Source organism: Rahnella sp. RcJ3, from assembly GCF_009498575.1.
GTDB lineage: Bacteria > Pseudomonadota > Gammaproteobacteria > Enterobacterales > Enterobacteriaceae > Rahnella > Rahnella aceris.
This window is the reverse complement of record NZ_QSNX01000017.1, coordinates 1-25,811: the sequence shown is the minus strand read 5'-3', so window position 1 is coordinate 25,811 and position 25,811 is coordinate 1. Positions and strand designations below refer to the sequence as shown.

General features: G+C 49.5%; 23 protein-coding genes, 1 tRNA gene and 1 other RNA gene. 14 read left to right on the top strand and 11 right to left on the bottom strand.

Going from position 1 to position 25,811, the window contains the following annotated elements; all coding sequences use genetic code 11:
- Position 1: 1 nt before the first annotated feature.
- Positions 2-1,834: an ABC transporter ATP-binding protein gene (locus DXU84_RS19560; protein WP_112198673.1), complete on the top strand. Its 1,833-nt coding sequence runs from the start codon at positions 2-4 to the stop codon at positions 1,832-1,834.
- Between the two features lie 103 nt (positions 1,835-1,937).
- Here DXU84_RS19560 and DXU84_RS19555 read toward each other — a convergent pair.
- The 4 genes from DXU84_RS19555 to DXU84_RS19540 all read right to left on the bottom strand — a co-directional run bounded on the left by DXU84_RS19555 (position 1,938) and on the right by DXU84_RS19540 (position 3,765).
- A non-coding RNA gene (locus tag DXU84_RS19555) (RtT sRNA) lies at positions 1,938-2,067 on the bottom strand.
- Positions 2,068-2,110: 43 nt separating this feature from the next.
- A tRNA-Tyr gene (locus tag DXU84_RS19550) sits at positions 2,111-2,195 on the bottom strand.
- A gap of 213 nt (positions 2,196-2,408) precedes the next feature.
- Entirely contained in the window at positions 2,409-3,257 is an 849-nt protein-coding gene (gene purU, locus DXU84_RS19545) for a formyltetrahydrofolate deformylase (RefSeq protein ID WP_013575956.1), read from the bottom strand.
- A gap of 43 nt (positions 3,258-3,300) precedes the next feature.
- Positions 3,301-3,765 carry a YchJ family protein gene (locus tag DXU84_RS19540; RefSeq protein ID WP_013575955.1) on the bottom strand — a complete coding sequence of 155 codons (465 nt, stop codon included), beginning with the start codon at positions 3,763-3,765 and terminating at the stop codon, positions 3,301-3,303.
- A gap of 148 nt (positions 3,766-3,913) precedes the next feature.
- On the opposite strand from DXU84_RS19540, the gene rssA reads away from it, so the two are divergent.
- The 4 genes from rssA (at position 3,914) to DXU84_RS19520 (ending at position 8,511) form a co-directional block, all read left to right on the top strand.
- The gene (gene rssA, locus DXU84_RS19535; RefSeq protein ID WP_013575954.1) at positions 3,914-4,825 is read left to right on the top strand and encodes a patatin-like phospholipase RssA; all 912 of its coding nucleotides are present in this window, start codon (positions 3,914-3,916) and stop codon (positions 4,823-4,825) included.
- 96 nt (positions 4,826-4,921) lie between these two features.
- Positions 4,922-5,935 (top strand): two-component system response regulator RssB, encoded by a 1,014-nt coding sequence (gene rssB / locus DXU84_RS19530; protein ID WP_013575953.1) that lies wholly within the window; start codon positions 4,922-4,924, stop codon positions 5,933-5,935.
- A gap of 215 nt (positions 5,936-6,150) precedes the next feature.
- On the top strand, positions 6,151-7,494 hold the full coding sequence (locus DXU84_RS19525; protein ID WP_013575952.1) for a UDP-glucose/GDP-mannose dehydrogenase family protein: 1,344 nt from the start codon (positions 6,151-6,153) through the stop codon (positions 7,492-7,494).
- Between the two features lie 9 nt (positions 7,495-7,503).
- Positions 7,504-8,511 (top strand): NAD-dependent epimerase, encoded by a 1,008-nt coding sequence (locus DXU84_RS19520; RefSeq protein ID WP_013575951.1) that lies wholly within the window; start codon positions 7,504-7,506, stop codon positions 8,509-8,511.
- A gap of 201 nt (positions 8,512-8,712) precedes the next feature.
- Here the strand turns inward: DXU84_RS19520 and hns are convergent, their stop codons facing one another.
- Positions 8,713-9,120, bottom strand: coding sequence for a histone-like nucleoid-structuring protein H-NS (gene hns / locus DXU84_RS19515; RefSeq protein ID WP_112152537.1), 408 nt, complete (start codon positions 9,118-9,120; stop codon positions 8,713-8,715).
- Positions 9,121-9,743: 623 nt separating this feature from the next.
- On the opposite strand from hns, the gene DXU84_RS19510 reads away from it, so the two are divergent.
- On the top strand, positions 9,744-10,352 hold the full coding sequence (locus DXU84_RS19510; protein WP_013575949.1) for a thymidine kinase: 609 nt from the start codon (positions 9,744-9,746) through the stop codon (positions 10,350-10,352).
- Positions 10,353-10,464: 112 nt separating this feature from the next.
- Here DXU84_RS19510 and adhE read toward each other — a convergent pair whose 3' ends face one another.
- On the bottom strand, positions 10,465-13,134 hold the full coding sequence (gene adhE, locus DXU84_RS19505) for a bifunctional acetaldehyde-CoA/alcohol dehydrogenase (RefSeq protein WP_013575948.1): 2,670 nt from the start codon (positions 13,132-13,134) through the stop codon (positions 10,465-10,467).
- Positions 13,135-13,669: 535 nt separating this feature from the next.
- Between adhE and DXU84_RS19500 the strand changes: the two genes are divergently transcribed.
- The 6 genes from DXU84_RS19500 (at position 13,670) to oppF (ending at position 21,232) form a co-directional block, all read left to right on the top strand.
- Positions 13,670-14,314: a YchE family NAAT transporter gene (locus tag DXU84_RS19500; protein ID WP_013575947.1), complete on the top strand. Its 645-nt coding sequence runs from the start codon at positions 13,670-13,672 to the stop codon at positions 14,312-14,314.
- Positions 14,315-15,488: 1,174 nt separating this feature from the next.
- The gene (gene oppA / locus DXU84_RS19495) at positions 15,489-17,129 is read left to right on the top strand and encodes an oligopeptide ABC transporter substrate-binding protein OppA (protein WP_112152289.1); all 1,641 of its coding nucleotides are present in this window, start codon (positions 15,489-15,491) and stop codon (positions 17,127-17,129) included.
- A 187-nt stretch (positions 17,130-17,316) separates the two neighbouring features.
- Positions 17,317-18,237: an oligopeptide ABC transporter permease OppB gene (gene oppB / locus DXU84_RS19490; protein WP_153376530.1), complete on the top strand. Its 921-nt coding sequence runs from the start codon at positions 17,317-17,319 to the stop codon at positions 18,235-18,237.
- A 15-nt stretch (positions 18,238-18,252) separates the two neighbouring features.
- A complete protein-coding gene (gene oppC, locus DXU84_RS19485; protein WP_013575944.1) occupies positions 18,253-19,161 on the top strand; it encodes an oligopeptide ABC transporter permease OppC in 909 nt (302 codons plus the stop codon).
- Between the two features lie 11 nt (positions 19,162-19,172).
- Positions 19,173-20,198: an ABC transporter ATP-binding protein gene (locus tag DXU84_RS19480; protein WP_153376529.1), complete on the top strand. Its 1,026-nt coding sequence runs from the start codon at positions 19,173-19,175 to the stop codon at positions 20,196-20,198.
- Positions 20,199-20,227: 29 nt separating this feature from the next.
- A complete protein-coding gene (gene oppF, locus DXU84_RS19475) occupies positions 20,228-21,232 on the top strand; it encodes a murein tripeptide/oligopeptide ABC transporter ATP binding protein OppF (protein ID WP_015690069.1) in 1,005 nt (334 codons plus the stop codon).
- Between the two features lie 135 nt (positions 21,233-21,367).
- On the opposite strand, the gene DXU84_RS19470 is transcribed toward oppF, so the two are convergent.
- A complete protein-coding gene (locus DXU84_RS19470; RefSeq protein ID WP_013575941.1) occupies positions 21,368-21,691 on the bottom strand; it encodes an HI1450 family dsDNA-mimic protein in 324 nt (107 codons plus the stop codon).
- 80 nt (positions 21,692-21,771) lie between these two features.
- Entirely contained in the window at positions 21,772-23,232 is a 1,461-nt protein-coding gene (cls, locus tag DXU84_RS19465) for a cardiolipin synthase (protein WP_013575940.1), read from the bottom strand.
- 297 nt (positions 23,233-23,529) lie between these two features.
- Here cls and DXU84_RS19460 point away from each other — a divergent pair, with 297 nt between their 5' ends.
- The gene (locus DXU84_RS19460; RefSeq protein WP_037034487.1) at positions 23,530-23,712 is read left to right on the top strand and encodes a YciY family protein; all 183 of its coding nucleotides are present in this window, start codon (positions 23,530-23,532) and stop codon (positions 23,710-23,712) included.
- On the opposite strand, the gene DXU84_RS25040 is transcribed toward DXU84_RS19460, so the two are convergent.
- The 3 genes from DXU84_RS25040 to DXU84_RS19450 form a co-directional block, all read right to left on the bottom strand.
- Positions 23,713-23,874 carry a YnfU family zinc-binding protein gene (locus DXU84_RS25040; RefSeq protein ID WP_013575939.1) on the bottom strand — a complete coding sequence of 54 codons (162 nt, stop codon included), beginning with the start codon at positions 23,872-23,874 and terminating at the stop codon, positions 23,713-23,715.
- A 116-nt stretch (positions 23,875-23,990) separates the two neighbouring features.
- Entirely contained in the window at positions 23,991-24,281 is a 291-nt protein-coding gene (locus DXU84_RS19455) for a zf-TFIIB domain-containing protein (RefSeq protein WP_013575938.1), read from the bottom strand.
- 163 nt (positions 24,282-24,444) lie between these two features.
- Positions 24,445-24,741: a YciI family protein gene (locus DXU84_RS19450; RefSeq protein ID WP_037034485.1), complete on the bottom strand. Its 297-nt coding sequence runs from the start codon at positions 24,739-24,741 to the stop codon at positions 24,445-24,447.
- Positions 24,742-24,954: 213 nt separating this feature from the next.
- Here DXU84_RS19450 and DXU84_RS19445 point away from each other — a divergent pair, with 213 nt between their 5' ends.
- Positions 24,955-25,686 (top strand): energy transducer TonB, encoded by a 732-nt coding sequence (locus DXU84_RS19445; protein WP_013575936.1) that lies wholly within the window; start codon positions 24,955-24,957, stop codon positions 25,684-25,686.
- Positions 25,687-25,811 lie beyond the last annotated feature (125 nt).

Sequence of the window (25,811 nt, the reverse complement as noted above, 5' to 3'; positions counted from 1 at the left end):
AATGACCCCGACCACCGGACAACCGGAAAACCGTCAGCCCGTGCTGAGCGTGAAACATCTCACTACCTCGTTTCGCGGCGAAGACGACTGGCTGCCGGTGGTACGCGATTTGTCGTTTGATGTCTATCCCGGCGAAACGCTGGCGATCGTCGGCGAATCCGGTTCGGGAAAAAGCGTGACGTCGTTGTCGGTGATGCGCTTGCTGAAAGCACAAAGCAGCCGGATTGAGGGTGAAGTCTGGCTGAATCAGCGCAGTTTGCTGGCGCTTTCGGATAAGCAGATGCGTGATATTCGCGGCAATGACATGGCGATGATTTTCCAGGAGCCAATGACGTCGCTCAATCCTACATTCAGTATCGGCAGGCAAATCGCCGAAAGTCTCAAACGGCACCGGGGCATGTCATCTTCCGAAGCGCGGGCAGAAACTCTGCGGTTGCTGGAAAAAGTCCGTATTCCCAATGCAACCAAAAGGTTTGATGAATATCCCCATCAGTTTTCCGGCGGCATGCGCCAGCGCGTGATGATCGCCATGGCGCTGGCGCTGAAACCGAAATTATTGATTGCCGACGAACCCACGACCGCGCTGGATGTGACCATTCAGGGACAGATTCTGGATTTGATCAAGACGTTGCAGGAAGAAGAAGGGATGGCGGTGTTGTTTATCACGCACGATATGGGCGTGGTGGCGGAAATCGCTGACCGCACGCTGGTGATGTATCGTGGTGAAGCGGTGGAAAGCGGGGTGACGGAGGATATTTTCCATCGCCCGCAACATCCTTATACCCGTGCTTTGCTGGCCGCCGTGCCGAAACTCGGGTCGATGCAGGGGCGTGACTGGCCGTTGCGTTTTCCGCAAATCAATCTGCAAACCGGTGAGGCAAGCGTGCCGGGGGAAGTGGCAGGAACGGTCGCTTCGGGGCTGACGCCATTGCTCTCGGTGAAAAATCTCAGCGCACGTTTCCCGGTGTATGGCGGCATCTTCAGCCGTCAGGTCGGTGCGGTACATGCGGTAGAAAACATCAGCTTTGATTTATTCCAGGGTGAAACGCTGTCGCTGGTGGGGGAATCCGGTTGCGGAAAATCCACTACCGGCCGCGCGGTAACACGGCTGCTGAAACCACACAGCGGCGCGATTGATTTCGACGGTTTTGATGTGATGAATCTGGGCAAGCGCGATATTTTACAGATGCGGCAGCGGATTCAGATGATATTCCAGGATCCGTTTGCCAGCCTGAATCCGCGTATGCGTATTGGTGACGCGCTGATTGAACCGATGCTGCAACATAAACTGCATAACCGCAGCGATGCAAAAGAGAAAGCCGCGTCGTTACTGCAAAAAGTCGGACTGTCGCCGGACATGCTGCGCCGCTTTCCGCACGAGTTTTCCGGTGGTCAGCGCCAGCGGATTTGTATTGCGCGCGCGCTGACGCTCGATCCGAAAGTGATTGTCGCGGATGAATCAGTCTCCGCGCTGGATGTGTCGGTGAAAGCGCAGGTGGTGAATTTACTGCTCGATTTGCAGGAAAGCATGAATCTGTCGTACCTGTTTATTTCGCATGATATGGCGGTGGTCGAGCGGGTGAGTCATCGCGTGGCGGTGATGTATCTCGGGGAGATTGTGGAGATTGGCCCGCGTGCGGCGATATTCGATAATCCCCAGCATGCCTATACACGAAAACTGATGGCGTCAGTGCCGGTGCCGGATCCGTCGCGCAGAATGCTTAAGCGGCAAATGCAGGTCGATGAGCTGAAAAGCCCGGTGCGCGATAACGGCTATATTCCGCCGCAAAGGCAATATCAGGAAGTCTCAGCAGGGCATTTTGTTCAGGTTTGATAGTTAACGGCCCGAACCTTCGTGTCGAAGATTCTTCATCCTTCCCGATTTGAGTTTTTATTTAGTTTGGGATTTTTCGGAAGGGGCGGTTGCATATAGAAGATGGTGGTGGGGGAAGGATTACTCGGCCACTGGCCTCGCCCTGCGGGTCGTTGCTGCGCAACGCTGTCTCGCTTCGCTCGGCTCGAACCTTCGTGTCGAAGATTCTTCATCCTTCCCGATTTGAGTTTTTATTTAGTTTGGGATTTTTCGGAAGGTGCGATTGCACATAGAAGATGGTGGTGGGGGAAGGATTCGAACCTTCGAAGTCGATGACGGCAGATTTACAGTCTGCTCCCTTTGGCCGCTCGGGAACCCCACCACAACTTTTGTGGCATTTACTACATACTTCTTGGCCAAAACCATCATGTGCTACATGGATGATTTTTGTCGCTGCAGCGGTTAGCTGCGAACGGGGCGCATAATACCAAATGATTCGAAGGTGTAAAGCGCTGAAAGCGATAATAAAGTTCGTTTGCGGATTTTTTGCGCTTAACGGTGCTTCTCTGAGCGAAAAGCACCGTCAGAAGGCGGATTACAGAATGACAGTGCGGTTGCCGTAAACAAAGACACGCTGCGCCAGCACGCGATATAAGGCACGGCTGAGCACGTTTTTCTCAACGTCGCGACCGGCGCGCATCATATCTTCCGCCGTATAAGTATGATCGACGTTAATCACGTCCTGCATGATGATCGGACCTTCATCCAGGTTGTCATTCACGTAGTGCGCGGTAGCACCAATCAGTTTCACGCCGCGCTCATACGCCTGATGATACGGGCGGGCGCCAATAAATGCCGGCAAGAATGAGTGGTGAATGTTGATCACCTGATGCGGATAATGCTGCACAAAGCCCGGCGTCAGCACGCGCATGTATTTAGCCAGCACCACATAATCAGGCTGATACTGGTCGATTTGCGCAATCATTGCGCTGTCGTGCTGTTCGCGGGTCAGGCCGTCATGACTGACCAGATGGAACGGAATATCAAAACGCTCGACCAGCGTTTGCAGAGTGTCGTGATTACCGATCACCGCAGCGATTTCGACATCCAGACCGCCGTAAGCCGCTTTCATCAGCAGATCGCCCAGACAATGGGCTTCTTTGGTGACCAGGATAACAATGCGGCGGCGTCCGGTGCTGTTGAGTTCGCGCACGGAACCCGCAGGCAGCGCGCTGTCAAGATCGGCCAGCAGCGTGGTGTCGTTGAAAATCCCTTCCAGCTCGGTACGCATAAAGAAGCGTCCGGTGCGGTGATCGACGAATTCGTTGTTTTGCACGATATTAAGTTCGTGCTTGTAGCAAATATTGGTAATTTTGGCGATCAGACCTTTTGCGTCAGGGCAAATGGTGCGTAGTACCTTGGTTTGTACGTTCTGTTGCGGCATGAGGTTGTGGATCCTGTCCAAGACTTAAAATAGTACGGTTGAATTATTTACCGCAGCACTTCTTATATTTTTTACCCGATCCGCACGGGCAGGCGTCATTGCGTCCTGTCTGCGGTTTAATTCCGTCGATATAGTACCAGCGTTCGTTCAAACGAAGAAATCGCGAACGCTCATGGATCAGATGAATATGTTCGTCGCCGGTTTCGGTAAATCGTGCAGCAAACTCAACGAAACCTTCATCAGCATTGCGTCCCTCTGACTGAGCGATCACCTGTAAACCTTGCCAGTGCGTACTGGTAAAGCCTTCCTGTAAACTCTCACGCCAGCGCCCGGGTTGACAATCCGGATGCCAGGTGGCGATCAGATAACTCGCATTTTTCAGGACGTAGGCGGTGTAGCGCGAGCGCATCAGCGCAGACGGTGTCGGCGCCACTTTACACTCAGCGATGTATGGCTGGCAGCACTCTTCGAAAGAAAGGTTGCTGCAGCATGGGCAAAGTTCTGACACGGAAACTCCTGAATTGCAGGGCTTATAAATTTAACAACGCAGGTTGCGCTATTGAATGCACCAAACCGATATGTTACCTAACAAACTCGCCGGGTGACAACGCGCTTGCCCGTTGATTCTAATGCTATGCGCAACATAAGGTCATCAGATGAGCAGAAAAGTCACCATTGGTCTTGCCCTTGGCTCGGGAGCCGCGAAAGGGTGGGCACACATTGGCGTGATTAATGCCCTGAAGGAAATGGATATCGACGTTGATGTCGTCGCCGGTTGTTCAGTTGGCGCACTGGTCGGCGCGGCCTACGCCAGTAACAGATTGCCTGCAATAGAAAGCTGGGTTCGCTCGTTCAGTTACTGGGATGTGCTGCGACTGATGGACTTTTCGTGGAAGCGCGGAGGATTGCTGCGTGGAGAGCGTGTGTTCAATGCCGTGGGGCAGTTGATCCGCATTGATGAGTTTGAAAAGTGCTCGAAGAAGTTTGGCGCAGTCGCCACCAATCTGAGTACCGGTCGCGAATTGTGGCTGACAAAAGGGGACTTGCATGAGGCTATCCGCGCCTCGTGCAGTATGCCCGGCCTGCTGGCACCGGTCTGGCACAACGGTTACTGGCTGGTTGATGGGGCGGTGGTGAATCCTGTGCCCATTTCGCTGACTCGTGCACTTGGCGCTGATATCGTTATCGCCGTTGATCTCCAGCACGACGCGCATCTGATGCAGCAGGATTTGCTGACGGTACAACCGACCGGCGAAGCACTGGATACTGAGAAAGAAGTGAGCTGGCGTGACAGAATACGTCAGCGTTTAACCCGTCCAAATGCCAGAAAACCCAACGTCAGCCCCTCGGCGATGGAAATTATGTCAACGTCCATTCAGGTGCTGGAAAACCGCCTCAAACGTAATCGCATGGCAGGCGACCCGCCGGATGTGTTGATCCAGCCTTATTGCCCGCAAATTTCGACGCTGGACTTCCATCGGGCAGAAGAAGCGATCGAGGCAGGCCGTCTTGCCGTTGAAAAACAGAGAGAGCAATTGCTACCCCTGATTAAAAATAGACAGTTCTGAATGGCTTAAAATGTGTTTGGCCTAATCTGACAATTCTGCCAAGCAAAAACAGGCTTTATGAGCCACTATTAGAATAAGAAATTCTGGGGGACCCTGATGGACAAGCCACTTACAAGCAAGCATATTCTCATCGTTGAAGACGAAGCCGTCTTCCGATCCATACTTGCTGGCTATGTAAGTTCCCTCGGTGCGACATTTACGGAAGCCGAAAATGGCCTTGAGGCTTTGTCTCTGGTCGAAGATTACCCGCCTGACCTGATTCTCTGCGATTTGGCGATGCCTGAGATGGGCGGTATGGAGTTCGTCGAAAACCTGCGATTACAGGGAAATAAAATCCCTGTTCTGGTGATCTCCGCCACGGATAAAATGACCGACGTTGCATCAATGCTGCGACTCGGCGTGGAAGATGTTCTTCTCAAACCGATCAGCGATCTCAACCGGTTACGCGAAGCGCTGCTTTCGTCTTTATACCCGAAGCTTTTTTCATCACAGGCGATGGAGGAAAGCTCGCTGGTTCAGGACTGGGAAGCGCTGTGCCGCAACCCTAATGAAGCACAGCGTTTGTTGCAGGAATTACAGCCACCGGTTCAGCAGAGGCTGGCGCATTGCCGCATCAACTACCGGCAACTGACATCAGCGGAAAGTCCGGGACTGGTGCTGGATATCGCCGCGCTTTCCTCCAAAGATCTCGGTTTCTATTGTCTGGACGTGACCCGTGCCAACGAAAATGGCGTACTGGCGGCGTTATTGTTGCGTGCTATTTTTAACAGCTTATTACGTGAGCACTTAAGTAATCAGCATCAGCGGTTGCCACAAATGTCGACGCTGCTTAAACAGGTCAACCATTTATTCAAGCAGGCAAATCTCGAAGGACAATTCCCGTTGCTGCTTGGTTATTATCATGCCGGGTATAAGAATCTCATTCTGGTTTCTGCGGGATTACATGCCAACGTGAATACCGGCACCAATATGATTCAGCTCAGCAATGGTGTGCCGCTCGGCACCACTGGCGCAACATACTCCAATCAAATCAGTCAGAAATGTGATGCCTGGCAATGTCAGGTCTGGGGTTCGGGTGGTCGTCTGAGATTAATGCTGTCTGTTGATTGAGCAAATTTATTACTATTGATAATAATTTATTAATAATCCTGAGCATTTTTCCCACACGTTTTTTTGTCTTCCCACTTTATTTCAATCTTCTAAGATGTATCTCAATGCAAAATATGCCTTTGCAGGCGCACTTGCGGCTGAAACTGGTATAATCCGTTCCGGTAAATTTGGCTGTCTATTTTACATTGTTTAAAATAACAAATAGGAATTCGCTGATGAAAGTAACAGTTTTTGGTATCGGTTACGTCGGACTTGTTCAGGCGGCGGTTCTTGCTGAAGTTGGGCATGAAGTTTTGTGTATCGATGTAGATGCAAAGAAAGTAGAAAACCTGAAAAACGGGCAGATCCCAATTTTTGAACCGGGCCTGACGCCGCTGGTTCAGAGCAACTATGAAGCAGGGCGCTTGCTTTTCAGTACCAATGCGGCTGACGGTGTAGCGCATGCAACGGTACAATTTATCGCGGTGGGTACTCCACCGGATGAAGACGGTTCCGCTGATCTGAAATATGTGACTGCCGTGGCGCGTACGATTGCTGAGTACATGACCGAACCCAAAGTGGTCATTGATAAATCCACCGTTCCGGTCGGTACTGCGGACAAGGTCCGTGCAGTAATGACCGAGAAACTCAAAGAACGTGGTGCAGATATCAACTTTGATGTGGTATCAAACCCTGAATTCCTCAAAGAAGGTGCAGCAGTCGCAGACTGTATGCGACCTGAACGTATTGTCATCGGTACTGATAACCCGGATGCTATTGATCCGATCCGTGAACTTTACGAACCTTTCAATCGTAATCACGATCGTATGATCCTGATGGATATCCGCAGTGCAGAGCTGACCAAATATGCCGCTAACTGTATGCTGGCGACCAAAATCAGTTTCATGAATGAAATGTCTAATCTGGCAGAAATGCTCGGTGCGGATATCGAGAAAGTCCGCCAGGGTATCGGTTCTGATTCACGCATTGGCTACCACTTTATCTACCCTGGCTGCGGCTACGGCGGTTCGTGTTTCCCTAAAGACGTCCAGGCGTTGATCCGCACTGCTGAGCATATTGGCTATCAACCTAAATTGTTGCAGGCGGTAGAACAGGTCAATTACCAGCAAAAATATAAATTGCCTGCTTTCATTCAGCGCCATTTTGGCGATGACCTGAAAGGGAAAACCTTTGCACTGTGGGGGCTGTCATTTAAGCCTAATACCGATGATATGCGTGAAGCATCGAGTCGCGTATTAATGGAACAACTCTGGGCTGCAGGCGCGAAAATCAAAGCCTATGATCCTGAAGCGATGAATGAAACGCAGCGGATCTATGGTCACCGTGATGATCTGGAATTGATGGGCACCAAAGAAGCGGCATTGCACAATGCTGATGCGTTGATTATTTGTACGGAGTGGCAGAATTTCCGTGCCCCTGATTTTGATGTGATCAAAAAAGCATTAAAAGAGCCGGTTATCTTTGATGGTCGTAATTTATTCGATCCTGAACGTTTGGAGAAACGCGGATTTACTTACTACGGCATAGGTCGTGGCGCATCAATCAATCCGGTTCTGTAAGGAGTTTTCATGAAATATCTGGTCACTGGCGCAGCGGGCTTTATTGGGTTCTATGTGTCACAACGTTTGTTGGCTGCGGGTCATTCCGTTATCGGCATTGATAATCTGAATGACTACTATGACGTCAATCTGAAACTTGCCCGCCTTGCTCAGCTGGAAAATAAAGTCGGCTTTGAATTTATTAAGCTGGATTTAGCTGATCGTGAGGGTATGGCCGCATTGTTTGCGGAACAGCGTTTTGAACGGGTTATCCATTTAGCCGCGCAGGCGGGTGTCCGATATTCAATCGAAAATCCTCTGGCTTATGCGGATGCCAACCTCATAGGATTTGTTAATGTTCTGGAAGGTTGTCGTCATAATAAAGTCGGACATTTGCTTTATGCCTCTTCCAGTTCAGTTTATGGACTGAACAAAAAACAGCCTTTTTCAACGGATGATTCTGTGGATCATCCTGTTTCGCTGTATGCCGCAACGAAAAAGGCTAATGAATTAATGGCTCACACTTATTCACATCTTTATAAGATCCCTACGACCGGATTACGTTTCTTCACCGTATATGGCCCGTGGGGACGCCCGGACATGGCATTGTTTAAGTTCACCAAAGCAATACTTGCCGGGCAGAATATCGATGTTTATAACCATGGCGAAATGCGTCGTGATTTTACTTATATCGATGATATCGCCGAAGCCATTGTTCGTTTACAGGATGTTATTCCACAATCTGATCCGGACTGGACTGTAGAAGGTGGCTCTCCTGCCAGCAGTTCTGCACCTTATAGTGTTTATAATATTGGCAACAGCAACCCCGTGAAACTGATGACGTATATCAGTGCGCTGGAGAAGGCGTTGGGAATGGTTGCGGGTAAGAATATGCTGCCAATGCAGCCAGGCGATGTACACGAGACCAGCGCAGACACATCACCGCTGGCTAAGGCGATTGACTTCAAGCCTGAGACACCTGTAGAGCAAGGCGTACAGCGCTTTGTGGACTGGTATCGCGACTTTTATCAGGTTTGATTTTGTATTTCTTGCTAAAGGCTGCTGACGCAGCCTTTTTTTATGGAATCAGTTAAATCTTATAGATGTTTATTGAACAGGTTGTATCAATCTGTTTTATCAGTTTTGTATTTTCGGTACGCCTGTTACAGCGTAATAAAAACAAAAAGCCCATCAGAGTGATGGGCTTTTTAGCATTAACAGTAACGTTAATGAGGGCAATTACAGCAGGAAATCGTCCAGTGATTTACCTTGCTCTTCGATTGCTTTCTTGATTATAGCTGGAGTACGACCCTGGCCAGTCCAGGTTTTGTTTTCGCCGTTTTCATCAACGTATTTGTATTTAGCCGGGCGTGCTGCACGTTTTGCTTTACCGGTCGCTTTAGTCGCAGCCATTGTCTGCAGCAATTCATTAGGATCAATACCGTCCGCAATCAGCATTTCGCGGTATTGTTGCAGTTTACGGGTGCGCTCTTCAATCTCAGCAGCTGCCTGAGAATCTTCTTCGCGACGCTCGTTCACAACAACTTCTAATTTTTCCAGCATCTCTTCCAGAGTTTCCAGAGTGCATTCTCTTGCTTGCGCACGCAGAGTACGGATGTTGTTCAGAATCTTTAATGCTTCGCTCATTATACTAGTCTCAAATTATATTGGTGGGGGGCGTTTGGCTAATAATAGAATGCTCTTCTGTATTCTGCAATAGCGAATTTGTTTGCTTGACCTTAATTTACGCATTTAAAGCAAATAATGTTTATCCGCAGAGAAATATAGCCAGGTCGCTTAGCGCTATTAATCTGGGGATGATAACCCTAATTTCAATCCTCTGTTGAGGATTGTTGATGCTTTGTGTAAGTGTTTTTTTAAGTCAGCGAGAGTTCACAAAATTAAAGGATCCGTGAAGTCATGTAATGTAAGGATATGGAAAGGCTTGAGAGATGAAGCACAAGATCAGAAAAATGATTCTTTGCCGGTAGCATTTCAATTGTCTTTTTTAATGTATAGACAAACTCTTACTCTGCAATGCAGACATATAAACTGCGCTTTCATTGCGGGTATTCTGCCGTGTCAGCAGGCCATAATTATCTCATGTCGTATAATTTTTATTGTAAGCCTCTGTGATTTCTTTACCGGGAATGAATGCCCGCCCGTGCCAGATATCAGTGCCACTCTCCGGTTGTTATAGTCTGCCAGGCATGTGATACAATACATGCCGAAAATTTATGCCATCCATTACTTTATGGGATCACTTCTTTATGGCTCAGCTTTATTTCTATTACTCGGCGATGAATGCCGGTAAGTCCACCTCGTTGCTGCAATCTTCATATAATTATCAAGAACGTGGTATGCGCACGCTGGTGTTAACAGCAGAACTCGATAACCGGTATGGTCAGGGTAAAGTCAGTTCGCGAATCGGCTTGTCGTCTCCTGCAGAGCTTTACAACACAGAGACAGAACTCTTCAATCTGGTGGCTCAGGAGAACCGCACACAGCGTTTGAGTTGCGTTCTGATTGATGAGTGCCAGTTTCTCACCAAAGCTCAGGTATCGCAGCTGACGGACGTTGTGGACGATCTGGATGTGCCTGTACTTTGCTATGGTCTGAGAACGGATTTTCGCGGAGAACTTTTTGAGGGCAGTGAATATCTGCTGGCCTGGGCGGATAAACTGGTTGAGCTTAAAACCATCTGCCATTGTGGTCGCAAAGCCAACCGCAACCTGAGACTGGATGAGAACGGTAACGCCTTACATGATGGCGCACAGGTCGTTATTGGCGGTGATGAAAGTTATGTTTCGGTCTGCCGTAAGCATTACAAAGAAGCGATGGCTGCGTTTGATGGCAGGGATGAAAGTAAGACTCTCTAAGTCATGAGCGCTGACTAAGTTCGATGAGCCAGAGTTGAATGATAAATCGCGAATTCGGACCATAAAAAAACCCGCCTTTCAGCGGGTTTTTTACTATCAGTATCTCAGCAGATTATTTTTTGCTGGTTTTCTTTTCAGCTTTTGGCGCAGGAGCAGCAACTTCTTCTGCTACGTCTTCACTGTATTCACGGCCGTAGTAAGTATCCATCAGAATCTGTTTCAATTCGGCGATCAGCGGGTAACGTGGGTTAGCACCGGTACACTGGTCATCAAACGCATCTTCAGACAGTTTGTCTACTTTAGCCAGGAAGTCAGCTTCCTGAACGCCAGCTTCACGAATAGAGGTTGGGATACCCAGTTCAGCTTTGATTTCATCCAACCAGGTCAGCAGTTTCTGGATTTTCTGTGCAGTACGGTCACCAGGAGCGCCCAGACCTAAATGGTCTGCAATTTCTGCGTAACGACGACGCGCTTGCGGACGGTCATACTGACTGAAAGCCGTCTGTTTCGTTGGGTTATCGTTGGCGTTATAACGGATAACGTTTGAAATCAGCATGGCGTTAGCCAGACCGTGCGGAATGTGGAACTCTGAACCCAGTTTGTGGGCCATTGAGTGACAAACCCCAAGGAAGGCGTTAGCAAACGCGATACCCGCGATAGTCGCCGCATTGTGAACACGTTCACGGGCAACCGGGTTTTTAGCGCCATCTTTGTAGCTGGCTGGCAGGTTTTCTTTCAGCAGTTTCAGTGCCTGCAGAGCCTGACCGTCGGAGTATTCGTTCGCCAGTACAGAAACATAAGCTTCCAGTGCGTGAGTGACGGCATCCAGACCACCGAAGGCACACAGTGATTTCGGCATGTTCATGACAAGATTGGCGTCAACGATAGCCATGTCAGGTGTCAGAGCATAGTCAGCCAGTGGGTATTTCTGGCCAGTCGCATCGTCAGTAACAACGGCAAATGGTGTAACTTCTGAACCAGTACCGGAAGTGGTCGTGACGGCGATCATTTTCGCTTTTACGCCCATTTTCGGGAATTTGTAGATACGTTTACGGATATCCATAAAACGCAGCGCCAAATCTTCGAACTGAGTATTCGGGTGTTCATACAGAACCCACATAATCTTCGCAGCATCCATTGGTGAACCACCACCCAGCGCGATGATAACGTCTGGTTTGAAGGAGTTCATCTGCTCAGCACCTTTACGAACAATGCTCAGCGTCGGGTCAGCTTCAACTTCGAAGAATACTTCAGTTTCAATACCATGACCTTTCAGAACGCTGGTGATCTGATCGGCATAGCCGTTATTGAACAGGAAGCGGTCAGTTACGATGAAGGCGCGTTTTGCTCCATCAGTCGCCACTTCTTCCAGTGCGATTGGCAGTGAGCCACGACGGAAGTAGATAGATTTAGGAAGTTTATGCCACAACATGTTTTCTGCTCGCTTCGCTACAGTTTTCTTGTTGATCAAGTGTTTAGGACCGACGTTTTCAGAGATGGAGTTACCACCCCAGGAACCGCAACCCAGCGTCAGAGACGGAGCAAGTTTGAAGTTGTACAGGTCACCGATACCACCCTGTGAAGCCGGGGTGTTGATCAGAATACGTGCGGTTTTCATTTTGTTGCCAAAATAATTCACACGTTCTGGTTGGTTGTCCTGGTCTGTATACAGGCAAGAGGTATGGCCGATACCGCCCATTTCTACCAGTTTCTCTGCTTTAGCGACGGCGTCTTCGAAATTCTTAGCGCGGTACATAGCGAGGGTAGGGGACAGTTTTTCATGCGCAAACGGTTCAGATTCGTCAACAATGGTGACTTCACCGATGAGCACTTTAGTATTCGCAGGCACTTTAATGCCAGCCATTTCAGCAATTTTCACTGCTGGCTGACCTACGATAGCGGCGTTGAGGCCGCCATTTTTCAGAATGATATCTGAAACGGCTTTGAGTTCTTTACCCTGCAGCATGTAGCCGCCGTGAGAAGCGAAACGTTCACGGACTGCATTATAAGCTGAATCAACCACGATGATGGACTGCTCAGAGGCACAGATGACACCGTTATCGAAGGTTTTAGACATCAGGACGGAAGCAACAACACGTTTGATATCTGCGGTTTCATCAACAACGACTGGTGTATTACCTGCACCCACGCCGATTGCTGGTTTACCGGAGCTATAAGCTGCTTTAACCATGCCCGGACCACCTGTTGCCAGAATCAGGTTCAGATCCGGGTGGTGCATCAGTTGGTTGGAAAGCTCTACGCTTGGTTCATCAATCCAGCCAATGATATCTTTTGGCGCGCCGGCAGCGATGGCCGCTTGCAGAACGATATCCGCAGCCTTGTTCGTTGCATTCTTGGCACGTGGATGTGGAGAGAAGATAATACCGTTACGGGTTTTCAGGCTGATAAGCGCCTTGAAAATTGCAGTAGAAGTTGGGTTGGTAGTCGGGACAATACCGCAAATCAGACCAATTGGCTCAGCGATAGTGATGGTACCGAAGGTGTCATCCTGGCCCAGGATGCCACAAGTTTTTTCATCTTTGTAGGCATTGTAGATATATTCAGAGGCGAAGTGGTTTTTAATCACTTTGTCTTCGACGATACCCATTCCGGATTCTTCAACAGCCAGTTTTGCCAGCAGAATTCGAGAATCGGCAGCAGCCAGGGCGGCGGCAGCGAAAATCTTATCGACTTGCTCTTGACTGAAGTTGGCATATTCGCGCTGTGCCTTCTTGACCCGAGCAACGAGTGCGTTTAGTTCAGCGACATTTGTTACAGCCATAATGCTCTCCTGATAAAGTTAAACTCTTTTAGTAAATAATCCGCCAAAGACTAGTATAGACCTGCTATCAGTCACCGTGAGAAACTAATTAAATCTAAGATTCTCAATGTGTTGTCTTTGTCTCTTTATTTGCTCAAAGAGCTTTCAGTTGTGAAGCACCGGGTAAAGCAGATGACGTTAAATAAATCACCTTCATCACTGGACGTTTTATCTTTCATGTAACGCTGAGTGACTATGTACTGAGATTACCTATTTGTAGGCAGCGTCAATTTGATCTGGATCACTAAATACTGATGCTGACACCTTTCAGCAACTTGATATTGAGAATGGTTATCAAATTCTCCCTTGGATAATACAGTTTTGTATCTAAAGTTATCAATAAAAAATCTGTTTTTTAACAAAAGTTGTATTCACTGCCTTTGTTCGGAAATCTGGTGATAAAAACTATGAAACGACGTGGCGCCTTTACGGGGATTCCAGTACATTAGCGCCCATCAAAACCTTCATCTACTGGCATAGTTATGCGGAGTTCTGCGTGAGCCAATCTTTATTAGATTTTTCAGGGTATATCAAGTTTTTCGTCGGGCTGTTTGCGCTGGTCAACCCTGTGGGGATCTTGCCAGTCTTCATCAGTATGACAAGCTATCAGGCGGCAGCGGGGCGTAATAAAACCAATATGACGGCAAACCTGTCGGTTGCCATTATATTGTCGACTGCACTTTTCCTGGGCGATGCCATTTTACATCTGTTTGGTATATCTATTGATTCATTCCGAATTGCGGGTGGGATCCTGGTGGTGACTATTGCGATGTCTATGATCAGCGGGAAACTGGGCGAGGACAAACAGAACAAGCAGGAAAAATCAGAAACAGCGATACGTGAAAATGTCGGGGTGGTTCCGCTTGCGCTACCTCTGATGGCCGGACCGGGCGCAATCAGTTCAACGATTGTATGGAGTTCACGCTATCACAGTTGGCCGAATCTGCTGGGACTGACACTTGCGATTATCTTCTTTGCATTTTGTTGCTGGTTACTGTTCAGAGCGGCACCATTGCTGGTGCGATTACTGGGGCAAACCGGGATTAACGTGATTACGCGTATCATGGGGCTTTTGCTGATGTCTCTGGGTATCGAATTTATTGTGACAGGGATTAAAGCTATTTTCCCTGGCCTGCTCTAACCTGCTGGTCACTGAATTATCACGGAAACACGGGTGGGTTTTCGTGATAATTATTACCTTTCCTTATAATGCGATGCATTAATATAGTGCAGCTAATGACTTAATTAAGCGCGTTTGCACCTAAATGTGGCGTAAAGCCACGTCTCATTCTTCTTTTCGAACCAAGTCTTCATTTCTTCTAATAAACTTAGCGAATTTTTAGCTAAATACGCATCTTTACTGCCCGTTTTGACGCTAATTTATCCACATCATTCTGTAAGGCTTGTGCATGCTGTATCGAGATGTTATTAGTGTTAACACCGCAGTTAACAGGTGTTTATCCTTGAAAACATCTTAATGTTAACGGATTGTGTCAGGCGAGTTCTTATGCAATCAGTGACGTTAATTTTGCGCTAAAAATTATCGTAAAAATGCCAATAAACAATGAGTTAAACAAGGTTTCCAAATGTTTCCTTGTGGATGGCTCATCGGGCTTGTAACCAGTAAAAGAGAATTGCGTAACAAATTTGCAAAATTTATTGGCGCCTGTATCAGGCTTCTGATAATTTTCAAATCGCCTTCAAAAATGGAATTTTGTTAAGCGGGATGCTCTGAGTGAGAACGAATCTTGCTAGAGACAGAAAGATTGAAGCCATTTTATTTGTTTTTGGAGAGTATCGTGTCGCAATGCGTACCACAAAATTATCCTCATCCGCTTTCTGCGAAAAGAAAGCCGGGCATTGTGCTGGCGACATTACATAGTCTTTTGTTGAGTCTGCCGGTTCAGCAAAACAAACCTTCATCTCTTCTTCTCATTAATTGAATTCAGGCGCTTAACTGCGAAGGGCTTTCTATCGCCGTCAGGCGAATAAGAAAATAATATTGTTAAGGTTAGGAATAACAGTATGTGATTACCTGGTGTGACGCAGAACCTTGTTTTGTTGTGCACGGGGTAAATCAAATGGGGTGGGATCATCCTTAACGATCCCGGAAACAACATGGCGAACAACAGCCTGACGTTTCCAACGTTATTGAGTAATACATGCAGTAATAGGGGACAGCCATCTGCGGGTGGTAACTACATGGGGGCCTTTCTTGAGCAATTCGTTCCTGCTTTTGAAACCCATTGACCCAGCAAGGGTTTATCTTGCACCCGGGCGTGCAAGTTCATAATAAAAACTGGAGTTGAATAAAAATGACCAACATCACAAAAAAAAATCTGCTCGCTGCCTGCATTCTGGCTGCAGTAGGATCTGTTTCAATCAATAATGCATTCGCAGCCAACGTGCCAGCAGGCGTGACTCTGGCCGCCAAACAAGAGCTGGTGCGCAACAACGGTTCTGAAGTTCAGTCTCTCGACCCGCATAAAGTCGAAGGCGTGCCGGAATCTAACGTTATCCGTGATTTGCTGGAAGGTCTGGTAAATACCGATAGCAAAGACGGCAGCGTCATTCCTGGTGTAGCCACCAGTTGGGAAAACAAAGATTTTAAAGTCTGGACCTTCCACCTGCGCCCGGAAGCTAAATGGTCTAACGGCGACCCTGTAACAGCCGAAGATTTTGTCTACAGCTGGCAGCGTCTGGCGGATCCGAAAACTGCGTCTCCGTATGAAAGCTATCTGCAATACGGTCATATCGAAAACATTGACGACATCATCAGCGGTAAGAAAAGCCCTGATACTCTGGGTGTGAAAGCGATTGACGACCATACCCTGCAAGTCACTCTGACCGAGCCTGTTCCCTATTTCGTCAAAATGCTGTCTCACACCGCGATGAAGCCGGTAAACAAAAGTGTTGTTGAGAAATTTGGCGACAAATGGACTCAGCCAGAAAACTACGTGAGCAACGGTGCATACAAACTGAAAACCTGGACCGTTAACGAACGTATTGTTCTGGAGCGTAGCCCGACTTACTGGGATAACGCGAAAACCGTTATTAATCAGGTCACTTACCTGCCAATCTCCTCTGAAGTGACTGACGTTAACCGCTACCGTAGCGGCGAAATCGACATGACCTATAACAACATGCCGATCGAACTGTTCCAGAAACTGAAAAAAGAAATCCCGACCGAAGTCCACGTTGACCCGTACCTGTGCACTTATTACTACGAAATCAATAACCAGAAAGCACCATTCACTGATTCACGCGTTCGTGAAGCGCTGAAACTGGGCCTGGATCGCGACATCATCGTGAACAAAGTAAAAGCGCAGGGCGATTTGCCAGCTTATGGCTATACCCCTCCTTACACTGATGGTGCAAAACTGACGCCTCCGGCCTGGTTCAAAGAGACTCAGGAACAGCGTAACGAGCAGGCTAAAAAACTGCTGGCTGAAGCGGGTTATACCCCAGCTAAACCACTGACTTTCGACCTGCTGTACAACACGTCTGATCTGCACAAAAAACTGGCTATCGCCGCTGCCGCTATCTGGAAGAAAAACCTGGGTGTTGACGTGAAACTCGTTAACCAGGAGTGGAAAACCTTCCTGGACAGCCGTCATCAGGGCAACTTCGATATCGCCCGTGCTGGCTGGTGCTCCGATTACAACGAACCTTCTTCCTTCCTGAACACCATGCTGTCTGACAGCAGCAACAACACGGCTCACTATAAGAGCCCTGCGTTTGATAAAGACATCGCGGACACGCTGACCGCGAAAACTGACGAAGAACGCGCAGCGCTGTATCAGAAAGCTGAAACCCAGCTCGATAAAGATTCTGCGATTGTGCCTGTCTATTACTACGTGAACGCGCGTCTGGTGAAACCATACGTTGGTGGTTACACCGGTAAAGATCCACAGGACAACGTCTACGTTAAAGACTTATACATCATCAAACACTAATTAATCAGTGTCAGAGCAAGGCATCCCCGAGCTGCCTTGCTCCTTCTTTATTGATGAAGGTAATGTTTTTAGTGCCGGTTTTCGGTGCTGAAGCAAAGAGCCACCACGGCGGCTATCACCCGATAGTCGTCGTGACCAAGCCAAAACTATCAAGCTGTAGTGACAGGCTTAGAAACAGGTACGGGCAATGTTAAAGTTTATTTTACGCCGCTGTCTGGAAGCGATTCCGACGCTATTCATTCTGATCACCATTTCGTTTTTTATGATGCGTCTTGCACCTGGCAGCCCTTTTACGGGTGAGCGTAATCTTCCGCCAGAAGTGATGGCGAACATTGAGGCGAAATATCACCTCAATGACCCAATGTATAAGCAATATTTCCATTATTTAGAACAACTGGCGAAAGGCGATTTTGGCCCGTCGTTCAAATATAAGGACTACACCGTTAATGATCTGGTTGCGGCTTCTTTCCCGGTTTCAGCGAAACTGGGTCTGGCGGCATTTATCATGGCGATTGTGTTTGGAGTCAGTGCGGGCGTTATCGCAGCACTCAATCAGAACACGAAATGGGATTACACGGTGATGGGCGTTGCGATGACGGGGGTGGTCATACCCAGTTTCGTGGTTGCGCCGTTACTGGTGCTGATATTTGCCATCACGCTTAAATGGTTGCCTGGCGGCGGCTGGAATGGCGGTGGTGCCAAATATATGGTCCTGCCGATGGTGGCACTGTCACTGGCTTATATCGCCAGTATTGCGCGTATCACCCGCGGTTCAATGATCGAAATTCTGCATTCCAACTTCATCCGTACAGCTCGCGCCAAAGGGTTGCCGCTGCGTCGCATCATTTTGCGCCACGCGCTTAAACCTGCACTGCTGCCGGTATTGTCATACATGGGACCGGCCTTCGTTGGGATTATCACCGGTTCGATGGTCATCGAGAGCATTTTCGGATTGCCGGGCATTGGCCAGCTGTTTGTTAACGGTGCATTAAACCGTGACTACTCACTGGTCTTGAGCCTGACCATTTTAGTGGGCGCATTGACCATATTATTCAATGCGATCGTCGACGTGCTTTATGCCGTCATCGACCCGAAAATCCGTTATTAATGCCGGAGTACGTCAATGATGTTAAGTAAGAAAAATAGCGACGTCGTAGAAAACTTCAGCGAAAAACTCGAAGTTGAAGGCCGCAGTCTGTGGCAGGATGCACGACGTCGTTTTATGCACAACCGTGCCGCGGTCACCAGCCTGATCGTGCTGGCATTTATCGCGCTATTCGTGGCGTTTGCGCCGATGTTATCCCAGTTTTCCTACGATGATACCGACTGGAATATGATGTCAGCGGCGCCTGATTTTGCTTCTCACCACTATTTCGGCACTGACTCTTCAGGCCGTGATTTGCTGGTACGTGTGGCGATCGGCGGACGTATTTCCCTGATGGTCGGTGTAGCGGCAGCGTTAGTGGCCGTTATTCTCGGTACGCTTTACGGGTCGTTGTCCGGTTATCTTGGCGGTAAAATTGACTCCGCAATGATGCGTCTGCTGGAAATTCTCAACTCCTTCCCGTTCATGTTCTTCGTTATTCTGCTGGTGACCTTCTTCGGGCAAAACATCCTGCTGATATTCGTGGCGATCGGGATGGTGTCCTGGCTGGACATGGCGCGTATCGTGCGTGGACAGACTCTCAGCCTCAAGCGTAAAGAATTCATCGAAGCGGCGCTGGTGAGTGGTGTGAGCACGCGCAATATTGTCCTGCGTCACATTGTTCCCAATGTGCTGGGCGTTGTCGTGGTCTACGCATCGCTGCTGGTGCCGAGCATGATTTTGTTTGAATCCTTCCTGAGCTTCCTGGGATTGGGTACACAGGAACCACTGAGCAGTTGGGGCGCGTTGTTAAGCGATGGCGCCAACTCGATGGAAGTTTCACCTTGGTTACTGCTGTTCCCGGCAGGCTTCCTGGTTGTAACTCTGTTTTGTTTCAATTTTATCGGCGATGGCTTGCGTGATGCCCTCGACCCGAAAGATCGTTAAGGAGTGCAATCATGAGCACCATTGAACATTCCACATTTGCAGCCCCCGCCGCGGTTGACGGCAAAGTTCCGCCAATCTTACTTGATGTTCAGGATTTGCGCGTCACGTTCGAGACTCCGGACGGTGACGTTACCGCAGTGAACGATCTGAATTTCGATCTGCGTGCTGGCGAAACGCTGGGCATTGTGGGCGAATCCGGTTCTGGCAAATCACAAACCGCCTTTGCCCTGATGGGATTACTGGCCAGTAATGGCCGCATCGGCGGTTCGGCGAAATTTAATGGCCGCGAAATCCTCAATCTGCCACAACAACAGCTCAATAAGCTGCGCGCAGAACAGATTTCGATGATCTTCCAGGATCCGATGACCTCTCTCAACCCGTACATGCGCGTGGGTGAACAGTTGATGGAAGTCCTGATCCTGCATAAAAAAATGAGTAAGCGCGAAGCGTTTGAAGAATCCGTACGCATGCTGGACGCGGTGAAAATGCCGGAAGCCCGCAAGCGTATGAAAATGTTCCCACATGAATTCTCCGGTGGTATGCGCCAGCGTGTGATGATTGCAATGGCGTTGCTGTGCCGCCCTAAATTGCTGATTGCCGATGAGCCGACCACGGCGCTGGACGTGACCGTTCAGGCGCAAATCATGACATTACTGAATGAACTGAAATCAGAGTTCAACACAGCAATCATTATGATTACGCATGACCTTGGCGTGGTGGCCGGTATCTGCGACAAAGTGCTGGTGATGTACGCTGGGCGAACCATGGAATATGGCCGTGCACGCGATGTGTTTTATGAACCTTGTCATCCTTATTCCATCGGCCTGCTCAATGCGGTTCCTCGTCTTGATGCCGAAGGTGGCGCGATGATGACTATTCCGGGCAACCCGCCAAACTTGCTGCGCCTGCCAAAAGGTTGTCCGTTCCAGCCGCGCTGTCCGCATGCGATGGATATCTGCTCCTCGGCACCGCCGCTGGAGCGTTTCGGGGATGGCCGTTTGCGTGCATGCTTTAAGCCGCTGGAGGAGCTGGTATGACAGACAACACAATCATGAACAGTGCGGCAATGAACACCCACGCGCCAGAGAAAAAAGTTCTGCTCGAAGTGGCTGATCTTAAAGTCCATTTCGACATCAAAGACGGTAAACAATGGTTCTGGCAGCCCTCGAAAACCCTGAAAGCCGTCGACGGCGTGACCCTGCGTCTTTATGAAGGGGAAACGCTGGGCGTAGTGGGGGAATCTGGTTGTGGTAAATCGACCTTTGCCCGTGCGCTGATCGGGTTGGTGAAAGCCACTGACGGTCGTGTCGCATGGCTGGGCAAAGATCTGCTGAATATGTCGGACAGCGAGTGGCGCCACACGCGCAGTGATATCCAGATGATTTTCCAGGATCCGCTGGCGTCCCTGAACCCGCGTATGACCATTGGTGAAATCATTGCCGAGCCGCTGAAAACCTATAATCCGAAGATGCCTCGTCTTGAGGTGAAGGAAAAAGTGAAGGCAATGATGTTAAAGGTCGGGCTGCTGCCTAACCTGATTAACCGTTACCCGCACGAATTCTCCGGTGGTCAGTGTCAGCGTATTGGCATCGCGCGCGCACTCATCCTGGAACCGAAACTGATTATCTGTGATGAGCCAGTCTCTGCACTGGATGTGTCCATCCAGGCGCAGGTGGTTAACCTGCTTCAGCAGTTGCAGCGTGAAATGGGCTTGTCGCTGATTTTCATCGCGCACGATCTGGCGGTGGTAAAGCACATCTCTGACCGTGTTCTGGTGATGTATCTTGGTCATGCCGTCGAGCTGGGGACTTATGATGAGGTGTACAACAATCCTCAGCATCCGTATACCCGTGCCCTGATGTCTGCGGTGCCGGTTCCTGATCCGGACAAAGAGCGCAACAAAGTCATTCAGTTGCTGGAAGGGGAGTTACCTTCGCCAATTAATCCGCCGTCAGGTTGCGTGTTCCGTACCCGCTGCCCGATCGCCGGACCAGAATGTGCGATAACCCGTCCGTTGCTGGAAGGCAGCTTCCGCCACGCGGTATCCTGTCTGAAAGTCGATCCGCTCTGATAAATATTCTCAGACGGAAAGCATAAAAAAACCTGCCAATGGCAGGTTTTTCTTTTCTGTTAACCGCCCCCCTAAATCATTCGAGTTGCATGAAAGCAGCCAACACAGAGCCAGTCTGAAGGACGACGGAGAAGATTATTCTTTCCAGAGGATATGGCACAGCTTGTGATCTTTCTCGCGACACAGCAGAACACGGGCGAAAATATCATTGATAGGCTGGTCTTCAGCGTCAGCCAGGCCAATCACCACTTCAGCAAAGAAGTCCGGATTTAAGTCGAAATCCACGTGCTCAACCCAGTCTTCAGCCGGGTCATATAATTCAGCGCCGCCACGTTCTTCAAATTGCAGATTGAAGATCAGGATGTCTGCCGGATCAAGGTTATCTCCGGCCAGTTCCAGAAAGATGTCGTAGGCTTGTTCAAGCGTTTCGTCTTCGGTCAGGCGATTATTCAGGTCCATATCATTCTCGTTTACAGATGAGTGTATTCAGGCTGGTTCAGGCCGGTACTGTGTGTATTACATCATGCCCGACGTGGCTTTTACAGCAGCGGACTGAAAAAGTAGAACAATCGTTCGACGATGCGGTGCCAGAAAGGACGTTTAAGCCAGGCTTCCACATCCAGCAAATGCGAGCGGGCAATATAATCTTCCTGCACGCGGCCCAAATCATCGCCAAATCCGGCGTCATCAATGACCAGTGTTATCTCAAAATTGAGCCACAGACTGCGCATATCCAGATTCACCGTGCCGACCAGACTGAGCTGGCCGTCGACCAGAATACTTTTGGTATGCAGCAGGCCGTCTTCGAACTGGTAAATTTTGACACCGGCTTCCAGCAATTCGCCAAAGAACGCCTTACTTGCCCAGTTCACCATCATCGAATCGTTCTTCATCGGCAGAATGATACTGACATCCACTCCGCGCTGCGCCGCTGTGCAAATGGCATGCAGCAGATCGTCGCTTGGCACGAGATACGGTGTCGTCATCACCAGTTGTTCGCGTGCAGAATAGGTCGCGGTCAGCAGAGCCTGATGAATCATATCTTCAGGGAAGCCAGGGCCGGAAGCGATCACCTGAATGGTATGGCCGCTTTCCTGCTCGAACGGCATCTGGTTGAGATCCGGTTCCGGCGGTAAAATCCGTTTGCCGGTTTCAATCTCCCAGTCGCAGGAATACACGATACCCATTGTGGTGGCGACAGGGCCTTCCATGCGCGCCATCAAGTCCACCCACTGACCGACGCCAGCATCCTGTTTGAAGAAACGCGGATCGACCATATTCATGCTGCCGGTATAGGCGACATAGTTGTCGATCAGTACGACTTTACGGTGCTGACGCAGATCCATCCGGCGCAGGAACACACGGAACAGATTCACCTGCAACGCTTCAACGACTTCGATACCCGCGTTGCGCATCATGGCCGGGTAAGGGCTGCGGAAAAAGGCCACGCTGCCAGCGGAATCCAGCATCAGACGGCAATGAATGCCACGGCGAGAGGCCGCCATCAGGGATTCTGCGACCTGATCAACCAGACCGCCCGGTTGCCAGATATAAAACACCATTTCGATGTTACTGCGTGCCAGTCCGATATCACGCATCATCGCGTGCAGCACGTCATCGCTGGTGGTCAGCAGTTGCAACTGATTACCTTTTACACCGGCAATGCCCTGACGGCGCTCGCAAAGCTGGAAAAGTGAGGCGGCAATTTCACTGTTCTCAGTGGCAAAAATACGCTTACAGTCTTTGAGATCATTGAGCCAGCGGGCGGTGGAGGGCCACATGGCTTTTGCCCGTTCCGCACGGCGTTTGCCTAAGTGCAGTTCCCCAAACGAGAGATAGGCAATAATACCGACCAGCGGAATGATGTAGATGATCAGCAGCCATGCCATTGCGGACGGAACTGCCCGGCGCTTCATCAGAATGCGCAGGGTGACACCGGCAATCAGTAACCAGTAACCGAAAACCAGAAGACCGCTGATTACCGTATAAAATGTTGTCATAAAGGCGAAAAGTCCTGTTCGCAAGCCATCGGCATGAGTGTACGTGAAAGGGGAAACCTTTTAACTAACTTTATCCTGCTAATCAATCAGCTACCTCTGTAATCTGTATCAGATTAATAAAAGAGTCATCGCCCTGACATCAAGGTTAGCTGATAACGTGGAGGAAGGGGGAAAACAAGACTTGGATCACAACGTCATCGGCCTATAATGTCCCGCAGTTTTTCCGCTCAAGACACTTTCTGTAAAAGAAGCGCTTTCGTTAAAGAAGCAGCCACGGGCATTACGGGACACAAGTGAATGAAACACAGTAGAAATGAAGTCGGCCGGTGGCGGATGTTACGCCAGACCCAGCGCCGGAGAAGCCGCTGGCTGGAAGGGCAGTCAAGACGCTACCGCCATATTTACCGTATTCGTCAAATCCATCATCAGCAGCACCAGCGCCTTTCATTGTATGCCGTGAACTACGAATGGAATTCCTGATTAACGGGATTTAGGCTGAAAAAGCGCGCCACATTTTTTGCAGACCAGCGTGGCGTTTTTGCGCACTTTCGAGCTCATCTGTTCTGAAACATAACCGCATTCCGGGCAGGTGACCTTCGTGGTCGTGCTGGTTAGAAACTTCAGTCCGTCGAAGAATGACATAATGCTTACCTCATGGGTAGGGGTAAGCATTCTAACACAGAAGCGATGAATGCAATGTGACGGCATTCGGGGAATCACGCCATGAGGTGTGATGTCATGGCGCGTGAGGGGTGAAATCAGTCGAAAAGCTCTGAAAGGAAGCTCTTCTTTTTATAGGGCTTTTGGGACGGGTAATGGCCGCGGTTGTCATAATTGCCTTGCGGCCGGTGATCGTCTCGACGGTCACGTTCCTCATAGCGTGCAGTTGCAGGGCGTTCTGCGGCCTGTAATGTGGCAGATTTCTCGATGATTTTATCCAGCTCACCGCGATCCAGCCATACTCCGCGACAGTCAGGACAATAATCGATTTCAATGCCCTGACGTTCGGACATCACTAACTGACTTTCTTTGCATACCGGACATTGCATATCAGGTTCTCCGCTCGACTGTTAAAGAAAAAAGGCGCAGGTAACTGTTTGAGTAACCGGATATTTAGACAATCAACTGACGTAAGCAAAAGTAAAGTTGATTAAAGAGAAGGCGGGAAGGCACAGGGAATAGCGGGCAGCCCGAAAAACTGCCCATAAAACATCAGAATACGCGTTTGAACGGTTTGACAGTCACGGCTTTATACACGCCAGCTTTAACGTACGGATCGGCATCTGCCCACACTCTGGCGTCTTCCAGTGTTTCGAATTCGACAATCAGCACGGATCCGGTCATGCCGGCGGCGCCCGGATCTTCGCTGTCAATGGACGGGGTCGGACCTGCAATCAGTACGCGGCCTTGTTCATGCAATTTTTTCAGGCGTTCGATGTGAGCAGGGCGGGCAGCAGCGCGTTTCTCCAGCGAGTCGGAAACATCTTCAGAATAAATAACGTAAAGCATGAGTCACCTTTAATGGGGTTTTAGTGAGCGTTTTTTGGCAGCCAGAGGCTGCCTGACTATTTTACAGAATTAACATAGCTAAACCTGAAGTCCGGGGAAAGCGCTTTGCGTAGGATCAAAACAAGGGTTATTTGAGAATAGTTGTCATCTCGGTGTTGAATATGATTGCTATTTACATTTAAACTTGCGGCTTCACGGGGAAAATGAATCATTATGCCGCTAAAAAAGTTTAGATTTATCCGCAAGGTGACGGTGCCGGTTTTGCTTGCTGTTAGTTTACATGTCGCAGTCATTGCGGGCGTGTTGTATATGACGGTGGGCGAGTCAATCAAATTGCCAAGTCAGGATCAGAAGGTGATGAGTGTAACGATGGTCAATCCGGCCGACTTTGCACCCCCTCCGCCGCCGCCACAACCTGAACCGACACCGCCAGCACCTGAGCCGGAACCGGAAGTCGTGCCGGAGCCACCGCCGCCGCCTGAAGCCGTTGTGATTCCGGAGCCCCCAAAACCTAAGCCAAAACCGGTGAAAAAGCCGGTCGTTAAACCGAAGGTGAAACCCGTTGAACGTCCCGTCGAAAAACCGGCGCAAACGGTACAAACTGCCCCGGTAACCAGCAACCAGCCGGTCACTAAACCCGTGAGTCAGCCTCCGGCGTCTACCAATGCGCAGAGCAATACCGGTCCGCGGCCGCTGCAGCGTGGCGAACCTGCTTATCCGGCGCGAGCACTGGCCTTACGTATCGAAGGGCGGGTTCGTGTACAGTTTGATGTGGACAGCGATGGTCGTGTGCAAAACGTACGTGTTCTGTCAGCTGAGCCGCGCAATATGTTTGAGCGGGAAGTGAAACAGGCGATGAGCAAATGGCGCTATGAACCGAAGGCTGCCAGCAATCTCGTGGTGAACCTGGTGTTCAGGATTAAAGGCGGTTCTGCTGTCGAATAAGCCAGGACAGGTCATCACCAGTGATTTCCACGCAAAAAAAGGTCGCCATGAAGGCTAATGCCGGTCACTTAAGGTGACCGGCATTGTTTTTTAAGGGATATTTCGACCTTTTTTCTCTCACTTCC